Origin of the sequence: Plantactinospora sp. B5E13, assembly GCF_039871775.1 — a bacterium.
Classification (GTDB): Bacteria; Actinomycetota; Actinomycetes; order Mycobacteriales; family Micromonosporaceae; genus Plantactinospora.
On sequence record NZ_JBDPLT010000030.1, the window covers coordinates 56,494 to 70,564 of the forward strand.

Sequence of the window (14,071 nt, forward strand, 5' to 3'; positions counted from 1 at the left end):
CCGGCAGGGCGCGCCTACTCGGCGGCCAGCAGCCCGGCCAGCCGCTCCAGGCCGCCCCTGATCAACGTTCCGTACTCGTCGTCGCCGAGCGCGCCGATCCCCGCTTGCGCGTGCCGGAGGTGCTCCCGGGCACGGTCGAGGTCGCCGAGTCTGCGGTAGCACTCACCCAGGTTGAGGTGCAACGACGGATACAGGCCGGCCACCGACATCGGCACCCCGGCCTCGGCGATCCGCTCGTCGGTGAGCCGGTCGACCGCCGCCAGCGCCCGCTGGTCCCAGATCAGTTCCTGGCGTACGTCGTCCTGCACGTCGGCCATCGAGTGGGCGAGGACGCAGATGTGCAACGGATCGCCCTGCTCCCCGCCGATCTCGTCCCAGACCTGCGCGAACAGGTCGCGAGCGGCCTCACGCCGGCCCTGCTGGTGGTGCAGCTGCACACCCTCGTTGATCCGGACGAGCGTTGCATCGCTGATCATCTGCTGCTCCTGCCCGACCCGATCTGAACGCCAGCGACCAGCCTCATTCGCAGTGGTAGCGGCACAAGATGATCGTAGTCTCATTCGGTTCGACGGCGTACACGAGCCGATGCTCGTCGTCGATACGACGTGACCGAAGCCCGGCGAGGTTGTTCCGGAGGATCTCCGGTTTACCAATGCCCGGCCCGTCAGGGTCCCGCTTGATGTCCGCGATCAGGGCGTTGATGCGCTTGAGGGTCTTGCGGTCCTGGGTCTGCCAGTACAGATCGTCTTCTCAAGCGCGATCGGTCCAGCTGAGTTTCACTCCTCGGGAGCCCGTTCACGAGCGAGAGAGCGCTCTCGGAACCCGGGTCCGTCGGGCTGCCAGCACTTCCGGCACCGTACGGCCCCAGAGGGCGGGATGCGCTCGGCTCACATCTTCACACGGCTCTTGACCAATCGACGGCGTGCGATGACTCTGTAAGAGAGCGCTCTCTGCCCCGTCCCCCACCGCAGGCGCGCTCACCCCCGCCACCGCGCACCCGGGAGCCGTCCATGCCGACACCCGTACCGCCGTCAACCCCGACACCCCCACCCCGGTCCCCCGCCCGTCACCGCCGCCACCTCGGGTACGCCGTCATCGCGCTGCTCGCCCTGCTCGCCGGCCACCTCGCCGGCCCCGCGCCGCAGGCGGCCGCCGCCGGACCGCTGATCTCCCAGGGCCGGCCGACCGTCGCCTCCTCCGTCGAGAACGACGGCACCCCGGCCACCGCCGCCACCGACGGCGACCCCGGCACCCGCTGGTCCAGCCAGTTCAGCGATCCGCAGTGGATTCGAGTCGACCTCGGCAGCACCGCCACCGTCGACCAGGTCGAACTCGTCTGGGAGGGCGCGTACGCCCGGTCCTTCCAGATCCAGGTCGCCGCCGGCCCCGACGGCCCCTGGCAGACCATCCACAGCACTGCCACCGGGACCGGCGGCACCCAGACACTGACCGTCAGCGGCACCGGCCGCTACGTCCGGATGAACGGCACCGCCCGGGCCACCGGCTGGGGCTACTCACTCTGGGAGTTCCGGGTGTACGGCACCACCGGCGGCAACCCGGACCCGCCGACCGGCCAGCCGATCTCCGAGTTCAAGCAGGTCTCCGCCTCCTCCTGGGAGGGCGGCAACGCCCCCGCCGCCGCGCTCGACGGCCGGACCACCACCCGCTGGTCGAGCGAGTTCAGTGACCCGCAGTGGCTGCGCGTCGACTTCGGCGGGGTGGCCACGGTCGACCGGGTGGTGCTCAACTGGGAGGGCGCGTACGCGACCGGCTACCGGTTGGAGACCTCGAACGACGGGACCACCTGGACCACCATCTACTCCACCACCACCGGGCAGGGCGGCGTCGAACAGCTCACCGTCACCGGCACCGGCCGCTACCTGCGGTTCCACGGCACCGCCCGGGCAACCGGCTACGGCTACTCACTCTGGGAGTTCCAGGTCCACGGCACCGTCGACACCGCCGCCACGACCCCGCCGCTGCTCTCCGGCCCGACCCGGGCGCCCGACACGGTCAACCAGTTCGCGCTGACCGCCCCGGCCGACGCCGCCATGGTCACCACCACCCGCCGGCCCACCCTCTCCTGGGCCGCGGTCGCCGGCGCCAACCGCTACCAGGTGTGGATCAACGTCAGCCGGACCGACTACGACTTCACCGCCGCCGGCAACCTGATCGACCTCTACACCCGGGTCGCCGAGACCACCGGTACGTCGTACACGCCGGGCTGGGACCTGCCGGACCGGTGGACGTACAAGTGGTACGTCACCACAGCCGGCGGAACCCCGCTGACCTCGAACATCCGCCGGTTCAGCGTGTACCTGCCGACGCTGGAGACGGTCGCCGACGGCGTCAACATCGTCGACGGCGCCCGGGACCTGAACCGCAACGGCACGATCGAGCCGTACGAGAACTGGCGGCTGCCGGTCGAGACCCGGGTCACCGACCTGCTGGGCCGGATGACGGCCGAGGAGAAGGCGTACCAGATGTTCTACAACGCCCAGGCGTTCCCGCGCTCGGGCTGGCACTTCGGCCCGGCACAGGCACAGGACATGCACAACATCCTGCTCACCGCCGCCGGTACCCGGCTCGGCATCCCGCCGGTCTCGGCCGGCGACACCATCCACGGCTACCAGACCAGCTATCCGATGCAGAGCGCGCTGGCCGCCGCGAAGAACTACCCGCTGGACTACCGGCTCGGCGACCTGCAGCGCCGGGAACAGCTGGAGGTCGGCACCCGGGGTGTGCTCGGGCCGCTCGCCGAGGTCGGCACCAAGGTCCTCTACCCGCGTATCCAGGAGGGCAACGGCGAGGACGCGCAGGTCGCCGCCGCCCAGGTCCGGGCCCTGGTCGCCGGGCTGCAGGGCGGTCCGGAACTGAACCCGCAGTCGGTGCTCGCCACCGTCAAGCACTGGCCGGGTGAGGGGGCCGGCGGCGAGGCGCTGATCGTCTTCGACGGGGTCACCATCAAGTACCACATGATCCCGTTCCGGGCCGCGATGGAGGCCGGCGCGGTCAACATCATGCCCGGATACGCCGGCAGCTCGTACCTCGACCCGGGCGGCCCGGGTGCCGGTGACAGCGCGCCGATCCTCGCCTACCTGCGGCAGAACCTCGACTTCCAGGGCCTGATCACCACCGACTGGCTGCCGTCCGGCTCCTGGGTCGGCGCGGCGAACGCCGGCTCCGACGTGATGGGCGGCGCCGACCCGGGCGCGGCCGGCTTCTCCGTCGGTACGTTCCTCGCGAACGTGCCCGCCGCCCGGATCGACGACGCGGTCCGGCGGGTACTGCGGATCAAGTTCCAGCTCGGCATCTTCGAGGCCCCGTACGGTGACCCGGTCAACGGTCCGTACCGCTTCCACACCCCGGCCTACACGGCGCTGGCAAACCAGGCGTCACGGGAGGCGATGACCCTGCTCAAGAACACCGGCGGCGTACTGCCGATCCGGCTGAACCCGGGCGACAACATCGTGGTCGCCGGGCCGCGCGCGAACGACACCGCCGCCTGCTGCGTCTGGACCAGCTTCTTCCACGCCGAGTACGGCTCGAAGACGATCCTGCAGGCGGTCCAGGCCCGGGCCGCCCAGGCCGGGGTCAACGTGTACACCAACGACGGGCCAGCGCCGAAACTGGCGGTGGTGGCGGTCGGCGAGACCAGTTACACGCACGCCACCAGCTGGGTGAAGGAGCAGCCGTACCTGCCGCCGGACCAGCTCGCCGTGATCCAGAACTTCCGGGCCCGGGGCATCCCGGTGGTGGTGGCGCTGGTGCTCCCCCGGCCGTACGTGATCACGGAGTGGCACGACCTGGCCAGCGCCATCGTGGTCACCTACCGGGGCGGCGAGGAGATGGGCCCGGCGCTGGCCAGCCTGCTCTTCGGCGACTACAGCCCGCGCGGCAAACTGCCCTGGCAGCTGCCGCGCAGTCTGGACCAGGTGCTCCGGCCGGGTGGCGCGGACGTGCTGGCCGACGCGAACGAGGCCTGGGACCTGCCGTACGACCTGGGCGCCACCACGGCGCAACGGGAACAGATCCGGGCCAGCATCAACGCCGGGCAGCCGCCGGCGACGAATTACGGCAACCCGCTCTATCCGCACGGCGCCGGGATGACCAGCTTCTGAGCTGCGGCTGACCGGCTTCTGAGCCGACCGTGGGAGGCCGCCGGCCCGGGTGCCCGGGCCGGCGGTGGCCGTCCACCGTCGGTCGTGCTCTGGCTGGCCGGCCCGTTGGACGGTATGCTCCCCGGCGATGAACACCTCTTCGTACGGATTGGGGGTCTCGTTCACCGAAGGTGAGTGCTGATGCACTCCACTGTGAACGGACAGCCCCGTCTCTCCCTCTGGCGGCACGTACGCGAGTACGCCGTGCCGCAGTCCATGATCAGATCAGCGACCGCCCGCCGTGCTGTCGGCGACTGGGCGGGCGCGTGTGCCGCCGCCCGGGTCGACGTCGACCTGGACCTGCGCGCGGTGGCTCGCAGCCACGGGCGGGAACTCGCCGCCCGACTCCGGACAGACCTTCGACATCTGGCCCCTGACCTGCTGCGGTGGCACCTGCCGAGGGTCACACCGGACGGGCTTGTCCGCCCCGGCCTGACCCTGCCACTGGCCCGGTACCAACGGGACGGCGGCGGCACGGTGCACCTCGTCGCCCGGACCCCGCCGGGCTGGGCCGACGGCGGCCAGCGGTTCAGCCTCGCCCTGTGGGACGAGGCGGCTCCCGGAAACCACGCCGCCGCCCACCCGCACCGCCGCCCGAATCCCCGGTTCCGGCTCGACCTGCACCGTCACCTCTGGGACGCGCGGCGCAGCGCCGAACTACGGACCCGGGCCGGCCTGGACGTTCCGGCCGGCGAGAGCACACTCGACCCGGAGCTTGCCGGGCTGCGTGAGCTCGGCTACGCCGTCGACCGGTGGGCGGACGAGGCGGCCCTCCTGCTCCGGGCGGAGAACCGGGTCGACGCCGGCGCTGTCGCCGTACGACTGGGCGGCCGGCGCCGGCTGCTGCTGGAGCTGACCGGCGGGCCGGACGGGGTACGTCTCGTCTCCGGCCCGGCCGCCCGCCACACCACCGGGCTGCCGCTGCTGCCGGACGCCGCGACCTGGGTGCCACCCGACGTGCTCCTGTTGCGGGAAGGGCTGATCGGAGCCGACCGGCTGCATCCCCTGGTCGCGGCGGCGCTGGCACCGGACCACCCGACGGCCGGGCCGGTGGAGGCACCGACCGGCCCCCGCCTGGTCGAGTGTCGCGGCGCCCAGCACCGGATCGGCCTGGTCGACGGCGTCCTCGTACCACTCGACCACGACCCGGCCGAGATCCGCCGTGAGGAGCTGCTGGCCGCGTTGACCGGCACCCCGCTGGCCTGTCTGCGGGCGATCGACGAGGTGCACCGGCAACCGGAGCAGCTCGCCGACATCCGGGCCCGGCTCGACCACGGCGACACGGTCGGCGCGCTGACCGTCGTCGAGAACCTGCTCGGCCCCGAGGCGACGCTGCCCGACGGCGTACTGCGGGACGAACTGGCGACGGCGGCACTCCGGCAGGTCTCGTACGGACTGTTCCGGGCCGGTCTGGCCGACACCACACGTTCCATCCACACCCGGCCCGCCCACCGTCCCCGCGACCATCGGGGACACCCGCGCAACGCACGCCATTCGGTCACCCGCGGGCCGGCTGACCCGGACCAGCGTCCGCTCCGTCTGCACCCGTAGCCATCTCCACCTCCGCGCGTCTCCTCACCCGGCAGCCGGCACGGCCTCCGGTCGGGCCGGCCCGACCCCACAACGGTGATCACATATGTCCACTCTGTTTGCTTCCGCGACCGCCACACCCCACCCGACCGACCAGCTCGGGATCGCCACCGAGCTGCTCACCCTGCTCGGCGACACCACCACCGAGCCACGCCCGGACACCCAGTTGACGGCACTGACCCTGGCCGTCGCCGCCGACCTGCCGGTCCTGCTCTGGGGCGAGCCGGGGATCGGCAAGACCGCCGCCCTGAACCAGCTCGCCGCCTCCCTCGACCTGCCGCTGACCACGGTGATCGCCAGCGTGCACGAACCGTCCGACTTCGCCGGCCTGCCGGTGGTCGGCGACGACCCCGCCGTACAGGGTGTGCCGATGGCGCCGCCGGACTGGGCCGTACGCCTGGTCCGGGCCGGCCGGGGGCTGCTCTTCCTCGACGAACTCTCCACCGCACCGCCGGCCGTGCAGGCCGCCCTGCTCCGCCTGGTGCTCGAACGACGGGTCGGCGCGCTGCGGCTGCCGCCCGGCGTCCGGATCGTCGCCGCCGCCAACCCACGCTCGTCGGCGGCGGACGGCTGGGAGCTGAGCGCCCCGCTGGCGAACCGTTTTGTCCACCTGCACTGGACGTACGAACACGAGGTGGTGGTACGCGGACTCGGCGGCACCTGGCCGGCGGCGACGCTGCCCCGGCTCGACCCGGACCGGCTGGCCGAGGCCGTCGCCTTCGCCCGGCGGGCGGTCTGTGCCTTCCTCACCGCCCGTCCCACCTTCGTCCACCGGCTGCCCCGCACCGAGACGCAGAAGGGCGGCGCCTGGCCGTCACCGCGCAGCTGGGAGATGACGCTGCGGCTGATCGCCTTCGCCACCGCCGCCGGCACCTCCCGGGAGGTGCTCTCCCTGCTGGTCCGGGGCACCGTCGGGGACGGTCCCGGACTGGAGCTGCTGGCCAGCCTGGACCGGTTGGACCTGCCGGACCCGGAGACGGTCCTTGCCGACCCGACCGGTGTCGAACTGCCGGAACGCGGCGACCTGCGGCAGGCCGTACTCGACGGGGTGGTGGAGGCGGTCCGGAAACGTCCGGAACGGTCCCGCTGGGACGCGGCGTGGACCCTGCTGGCCCGGGTCCTGGAGACCGGGGCCCCGGATCTGGTGGTCGTTCCCGCCACCACCCTCGCCACCCTGCGCCGGGCCGACTGGGACGTGCCGGCGTCGATCGAACGCCTCACCGACGTGGTGTCGCTGACGGCACGGGTGGACCAGGTCGCGGGCCGGGTCAGGACCGTCGTCGGAAGCGGCCGGTGACCGCTGACACAGTACCGGTCGGACCGCCGACGGCGTTGGATCTCCCGAAGCTCTTCGCCGCCCGACTGTATGCCGCCCGGGTCCGGCCGTACCTGGCGGCCGCGCTGTTCGCCCTGCGGCCGGTGGAGTCCCGACGGGTACCGACGATGGCGGTGGACCGGCACTGGCGGTGCTACGTCTCGCCGACGTTCGTGGCCCGGAGCAGCGTGGAGAAGCTGGCCGGGGTCTGGGTGCACGAGGTCTCGCACCTGCTCCGCGACCACCACGGCCGTGGTGACCGGGTCGCCGCCGAACGCGACCTGCACGGCCCCGGGGAACGGCTGCGGATGAACATCGCCGCCGACTTCGAGATCAACGACGACGTGTACGGGGACGGCCTGCCCCGCCCCGGCGACGCCGCCGTACCGGGGCTGTTGGGCCTGGCCGAGGGCCTGCTGATGGAGGAGTACCTGCGCGAGTTCACGCTCGGGCCACGTACCCAGGGGTTGGTCTGGCTGGACTGCGGCAGCGGCGCCGACGGACTGGACCGGGAGTGGGACCTCGGGCCGGACGGCGCGTACGGGCTCAGCCCGCAGGAGCGGGACGCGGTGCGGTTCCGGGTCGCGCAGGGCATCTCCGCCCGACCCGGCGACGTGCCGAAGGGGTGGCAACGCTGGGCCGAGGAGGCGTTCCATCCGCCCCAGCCGTGGCGGGACCTGCTCGGGGCGGCGATCCGCTCGGCGGCCACCGGTCAGGGGGCGGGCGAGGACTACACGTACGGCCGGCCGGCGCGACGCTCCAGCAGCCTGCCCGGGGTGGTGTTGCCGAGCCTGCGGCGCCGGCCGCCCCGGGTCTGCGTGGTCGTCGACACCTCCGGGTCGGTCAGCGACGCCGAACTGGGCAGCGCGCTGCTGGAGGTCGCCGCGATCGCCCGCGCGGTCGGCGGTCGACGCGACCTGGTCAGTGTGCTGCCCTGCGACGCCGCCGCCCACACCGTGCACCGGCTGTGCCGCGCCGAGGGTGTGCCACTGGTCGGCGGCGGCGGGACGGACCTGCGTACCGGCTTCGCCCGGGCGCTGCGGACCCGACCGCGACCGGACGTGGTGGTGGTGCTGACCGACGGGCAGACGCGCTGGCCGCAGGAGCGGCCGGCGTGCCGGACCGTGGTCGGGCTGTTCCCGAGGCAGCGGGAGTCGTGGTCGGAGGACGACCCCGACTACGTACCGGACTCGCCGCCGGAGTGGGCGAAGGTGGTGGAGATCGGGTCGAGTTAACCCGTGACCGGACGGGCCGGCGGCGGCCGTCGGAGGGTACGGCCGCCGCCGGCGGATCAGGGGAAACGGTCAGCAGCCGTACCCCCGGCAGAGGTGGCCGAGATAGCCGGTGTTCTCCGCGTACGCCGAGCGCCGCAGGCTGCCGACGCTGAACCCGACGCCGACGCCGAACTTGACCAGGATCGAGTCCGGTGTCGCCCCCTCCTTGCTGAAACCGGGGTCGGCCCACTGGGCCCGTGCCCCACCGTGCAGCAGACCACCGGCGTCCACCCCGAGGTCCAGGGTCACCCCCTCGCCGTGCACCTGGTCCGCGGGATGGTTGTTGAACTTCAGCGCGATCGAGGCGTCGATGTCCGCGCCGAACTCCAGGCCGGCACCGACCGACACGCTGGCGGTCACGCCCCTGCTGTCGGCGTTGACGCAGAACTCCTCACCGACCCCGAGCCCGGCCCCGCCCTCGACCTGGCCACAGAACGAGACCGACTGCAGGTCGATCGGCAACTCCAGGCCCCCGGCCGCCTTCATCGCCAGGTTGTAGAGGTTCCGGATCCGTTTCGGATCCTCCAGCAGTTTTGTCGGATCGAGATCGTCGAGCTGGGACATCAGGGTGGCGAACGCCTGGGCGGCCTGCCGGCGCCGGGCCGCCTCGGCGGCGGCCCGGGCCTTCTCGTGCGGCGACCGGCAGTCCCGGTCGGGCGGGCAGGACCGCTGCGTCCGCTCCCGGAGCCGCTGCGACCGGTAGTACGAGGCCCAACGGCGTTCCTGGGCCCGTACCCGCTGCTTCGCCTTCTCCGTCCAGCCCGGGGCGGCCGGGGCCCGGATCCGCCCCTCGTGGTCGACGATGTGGTACGTACCGGCCGGGTCGGACATCGACACCGGGTTGTTGTTGGCGTACCCGTACCCGTTCATCTGCTGCGGATCACCCGGGTCGAGCACCGGGTCGACGGAGACGAACCGGCCGAGCCCCGGGTCGTAGGCGCGGGCGCCGAGCTGGGTCAGGCCGGTGCCGGCGTCGACGATCCCGCCGACGAAGCCCCGGTCGTCCGGCCAGGCAGCCGGCGGGCCGCCGCGAGGGTTGCCGAACGGGTCGAACCGACGCCGGGTGACCGTCAGGCTGACCGAGTCGACCGCCACCTGTGCGGTCCCGTGGTGGTCGGCGGCCAGCCAGGTCAGCCCGGCTCCGGTCCGCACCGCCACAGTCTCGCCGCCGTGCCGGTAGTAGCGGGTGGCGGTCACCGCGCCAGTCGAGCGGTCCAACCGGACCTCCTGGTTGCCCAGGTACAGGGTGACCGCACCCGGTTCACGCCGGACCAGCCGCTGCCCGGCCGCATCGTGGACAAAGCTGGTGGTGGACCCGTCTCCGGTCACCGCGGCCAGCCGGCCCTGCTCGTCCCAGTCCAGCCGCTGGTCACCCCGGGCGACGGTGTTGCCGGCGGCGTCGTACCCGTACGTCCGGACCTCCGGGCCGGTCGTGGCGAGGACCGTGTGCGGGCGGTCCGCGCCAGCCTCCGGATACCGGTAGCCGGTGCTGACGTCCCCAGTCGCGGTGTGCTCGACCCGGCTGGTCCGGTTGCCGGTCGGGTCGTACCGGAACGAGTGCCAGTACGGCGCCGGGCCGGCCAACCCGGCCGTCGACGGTTCGGCGGCGCAGTCGCCAGCCGGTGTCCACGCCTCGGTGAGCCGGCGCAGGCTGTCGTACCGGAAACACTGCCGGTCCGCCGGCTGCTCCAGCGGAGTGTCGGCGATCCCGGTCAGGTTGCCGATCTCGTCGTACCGGTAGTGCAGGTCGGACTGCATCGGTCGGGGCAGTTCGGCGTCGATGATGGCCCGGTCCAGCCGGCGGGTCGCCGGATCGTAGTACCGGGACAGCCAGACCCGTCGGCTCCCGGTGCCGAGCTGCAACCGCTGCAGCTCGCCGTACCGGGTGTAGTCGCTGCCCGCCACGTAGTGGACGGTCGTGCCCTCCGGGCCGCCGTGGGTGGTCAGCGGCCGGCCGGCGTCGTCGTAGGTGTGGAAGACCTCCTCGGCGGGCAGGCCGCCGACCGCCGGGTGGCCCTCCCCGGCCAGGCTGCCGTCCGGGTTGTACCGCAGGTGCGAGACGTAGGTGCCGGCCAGCACACCCTCGACGGCCGGGACCGTGACCGAGGTCTGCCGCTGCTGGTAGCGCGCGGTGTAGCCGAGCACCGCCCGGGTGTACGGGTTGCCGTCGGCGTCGTAACTGGTCGCGGTCGCCGGCTGGCCCTTCACCACCCCGTCGAAGCCGTCCGGCACGGTGTCGTACGTCCACTCCGCGAGCAGCCGTCCCTCGTGGTCGCCGGAGCGGAGGCTGAGCAGCCGCCCCAGCCGGTCGTAGTCGTAGGCCAGCGTCTGACCACGGGCGTCGGTGGCCGTCGTCAGCTGGTCGGCGGCGTCGTAGCCCATCCGCGTCTCGCCCTTGTCCGGATGGTCGGCCCGGACCTGGCGGCCCCGCAGGTCGTAGCGGTAGCTCCAGAGGTTGCCGGCCGGGTCGGTGACCGCGGCGAGCTGCCCGGACGGGGTGTAGGCGTACCGGGTCACGTCGGCCGGACCGGCCGCCGTGGCGCCCCGGTACTGGTGCAGTTCGACGGTCCGGCCGCGCCCGTCCTGCACGGTGGTGGTCGGGGTGCCGCCGGCCGGCGGGGTGACATGGGTCCGGTCCCCGCCGTGCCGGGTCAGGGTGCGCCACCGCACCACCGCGCCGGCCTTGAACACCGACTCGACCGGTCGGCCGGCGCCGTCGAAGACCGTCTCGGTCAACCCGGGCACCTCCACGTCGGAAGCCCGCCACAGGGTGGTGTCCACCGGCCGGTCGTTGAAGTACGGGCTGGTCGTCTTGTACGCCCGCCCCTGCGAGTCGTACCGGGTGTCGGTGATCAGCCGACCGCCGCCGACCGCCGGCACCTGCACCTGGCGCAGCCGTAGCTGCCCGTCGTACAACTCGTTGCGGCTGACCGGGTTGCCGTTCGGCCCGATCCGGGTGGTGGTCACCACGGTCGGCGCGTCCCGGCGAACCAGGTACGAGAACCGGTGCACCGGCGGATGGTTCCACTTCCGTGGCCGGTCCGGCGACCAGACCGCGCTGACCCGACCCAACGGGTCGTAGGCCGTGTCGGTGCTGTTCCCGTTGACGTCGGTCACCGTCACCGGCTGCCCGAGCGCCGGTTCGAGCACGCTGGTCGTGGTGAAACCCAACGGGTCGGTCACCGTCGTGCCGGTCGTCGGCCCGCCCACCGCCGGCGTGTACGCGGTCCTGGTCGTCCGGCCCAGCCCGTCACCGACCTCGACCGGCCGCCCGTGCACGTCGTGCCGGGCGGTGGAGCGCGGCGCGTACCGGGGTTCGGTGCCGTCGTACCGGTCCAGCACCTCGACCCGGGTCCGGTTGCCTGTCGTCGGGGCCTCACCCCAGGCCCGGCCGTCGTACGAGTACCGCTCGTCGGAAACCGCGTGCTCGGGCAGGGGCGCGGTGACCGCGCACCGGACCGAGACGGTCTGCACCCGCGACGGGGTGTCCAGCAGCCACGCCGAGGCGTTCCGCAGGTACGTGGTCCGGACACAGAGGTCGTCGTCGGCGGTGCCGACGTCACCCAGGTCGTCGACGATGGTGGGCAGCCCCCGGTCGTCGTACCCGGTGACCACCCGGGTCTCCCGCCGCCCCTGCTCCAGGGTGGTGATCTGCCGTTCGGTGCCGGCCAGCACCTGGTAGGCGTGCAGGCCGCCCCGGGAGGCGGTCGGCCCCCGCCACACCGGCTCGGTCAGCGTCTTCGCCACCACCGTCGCACTGTCGCCGAGGTGGCTGACCGCCTCCCGCTCGAAGCCCTGCAGCCAGTCGTGGTCCGGGTAGCCCACCCCCTCCGAGTCGGTCACCGTCACCGACCGGGTGCCGCCGCCGGGCAGTCGGTCGCCGTGCATGCCCCGGTGGAACCGCTGCTCGACCCGGCTGACCGGGCCCGCCGGGTCGTCCGGCACACCCTGCCGGACCCGGACCTGGGCGAAGCCCCGGAACTCGTTCCAGGTCCGTTTGTCGGCCGGGGTGAACTCGGAGGTGTCGTGGTGCCACGCCGCGCCGCCGAGGTACTCGTACGCGTACACCTGCTCGGTGCTGCTGCTGATCCGGTCGGAGAGGGTCACCGTCGACACCACGTACTTGTGGAACCAGTCGGTGCGGTCGTCGTGCCCGGGCCGGCTCCAGGTCACCGGGAAGCAGCGCTGGGTGTTGCTGTGCGGGTCCGTCGGCATCGACCGGCCCGGTACGCAGTCCGGCTCGGCGTAGTGCACCGAGATCACCCCGCCGGACTCGGCGACGATGCCGGTGAGCCGGTACCGCAACAGCGGCGACAGATGATCCTCCTGGTAGACCCGGTTCGGCAGCGGGGTGCCCTCGAACGTCACCGGCGGCAGTGCCTCCGTGCCGCCGACCAGCCCGGTGTGGGTGATCGACCGCAGCCAGAGCGCCGCCGAGTCCTCCCCGTCCCCCGGCCTCGGGTACTGCTGCTCCAGGGTCCAACGGTCCACGTCGGTGAAGCCGCCGTCCCGGCGTACCTGGGTGGTGACGGTGGCCAGCCGTTTGGTCGTCCAGAACGTCGGCGACCACTGGTCGGCACAGGTCGCGGTGACGCAGCGCCGGTCCAGCGGGGTGTCCGGCCAGTTCTCCGGCCGGTCCAGCGCACACGTGGCGCCGGGTACGCAGCGGTCGGTGACCCCGAACAGCACCCGGGCCGCCGGGGTCTGCGCCGCCGTGTCGTGCAGCCCGTACTCGATCCGCTCCAGCCAGCCGCCCCGGACGTACGGGACGGCGGTGTTGGTCAGGTTGACCCCGTACGAGTTGGTTTCGGTCTGGTAGGTGAGCAGCATCGTGTTGCCGTTCGGGTCCACCACCTTGTCCAGGTTCCACCGCCACGCCTGGTCACAGCGGGACGCGGTGAAGCTGGCGCCGTGACACGGCTCGCCGGTGTCGTCACCGAAGACCGGCACCGTCCAGGTCGACCGGGCCGCCGGCCGGGAGCCGAAGAAGTACTGGGTCCCGTCGACCGTGGTGATCTTCCAGTACTCGCCGTTGTCGTCCCCGTTGCCGGCGCCGCCGAGCCGCTCGACCCGGGCCCCGCTGTCGGCGCGCTCCCGCCACTGCCCGCTGGTGTCGTCCCGGACCAGCTGACCGCCGCCGCCCGGATAGCCGGCGGTGGCGTTGTCGCTGCGCCAGCAGAGGTCACCGGTGGTCGGCGGGACGGTGCCGCCCTCCCTGTCCGAGGCGCAGGCGCCGTACGCCCGCTCCACGAACCCGGGGTTGAGGTCCCAGCCGTCGCCGATCCAGGACGGCTGGTTGTTGGACGCGCTGGTCCGGCCGTCCACCGTCGACGACCGGTACGACAGCGCGAGTTCCGGCACCAGGTCACCGGGGACCGGCGGCACCCGCAGCGGATACGACCACTCGAAGTCGCCGGACTGGGTCGAGACGGACCAGGTCGCCGACGGCGAGAGCGGGCTGGCGGTGGGGTCGCCTCCGCCGGCCAGTTGCCCGCCGGCCGACTGGTCGCCGCCGAGCGCGTCCCCGGTCGCCGGGTCGACCGGCCGGCCCGCCATCGTCTCGGCGCTCACCGGCACCGACGGGATCTGCGGCAGCCCCACCGACGGGCCGGCCGCGGCCGCCGGGGCCGGTACGGCCACCAGCAGCGTGGCCGCCACCACGACGGTGGCCAGCCAGACGAGCCGCCGACGGAGGTACGGGTGGAAGGGACTGTGTGTCACGACTTTCTCCT

General features: G+C 72.9%; 7 protein-coding genes. 4 read left to right on the plus strand and 3 right to left on the minus strand.

All coding sequences use genetic code 11. The features are described from left to right. Positions 1-14: 14 nt before the first annotated feature. The gene (locus ABGB05_RS24235; protein WP_347655770.1) at positions 15-476 is read right to left on the minus strand and encodes a tetratricopeptide repeat protein; all 462 of its coding nucleotides are present in this window, start codon (positions 474-476) and stop codon (positions 15-17) included. A 43-nt stretch (positions 477-519) separates the two neighbouring features. Beyond that, positions 520-741, minus strand: a complete 222-nt coding sequence (locus ABGB05_RS24240; RefSeq protein ID WP_347655792.1) for a Txe/YoeB family addiction module toxin — start codon at positions 739-741, stop codon at positions 520-522. Between the two features lie 269 nt (positions 742-1,010). Between ABGB05_RS24240 and ABGB05_RS24245 the strand changes: the two genes are divergently transcribed. The 4 genes from ABGB05_RS24245 (at position 1,011) to ABGB05_RS24260 (ending at position 8,300) form a co-directional block, all read left to right on the plus strand. Beyond that, positions 1,011-4,121: a discoidin domain-containing protein gene (locus ABGB05_RS24245; RefSeq protein ID WP_347655772.1), complete on the plus strand. Its 3,111-nt coding sequence runs from the start codon at positions 1,011-1,013 to the stop codon at positions 4,119-4,121. Between the two features lie 180 nt (positions 4,122-4,301). Beyond that, complete coding sequence (locus tag ABGB05_RS24250; RefSeq protein WP_347655773.1) at positions 4,302-5,711, plus strand: hypothetical protein; 1,410 nt, start codon at positions 4,302-4,304, stop codon at positions 5,709-5,711. 85 nt (positions 5,712-5,796) lie between these two features. Beyond that, on the plus strand, positions 5,797-7,047 hold the full coding sequence (locus ABGB05_RS24255) for a MoxR family ATPase (RefSeq protein WP_347655774.1): 1,251 nt from the start codon (positions 5,797-5,799) through the stop codon (positions 7,045-7,047). After that, positions 7,044-8,300, plus strand: coding sequence for a VWA-like domain-containing protein (locus tag ABGB05_RS24260; protein ID WP_347655775.1), 1,257 nt, complete (start codon positions 7,044-7,046; stop codon positions 8,298-8,300). Before ABGB05_RS24255 ends, ABGB05_RS24260 begins: the two co-directional genes overlap by 4 nt. Before the next feature lie 69 nt (positions 8,301-8,369). On the opposite strand, the gene ABGB05_RS24265 is transcribed toward ABGB05_RS24260, so the two are convergent. Then, positions 8,370-14,060, minus strand: coding sequence for an RHS repeat-associated core domain-containing protein (locus tag ABGB05_RS24265; protein WP_347655777.1), 5,691 nt, complete (start codon positions 14,058-14,060; stop codon positions 8,370-8,372). Positions 14,061-14,071 lie beyond the last annotated feature (11 nt).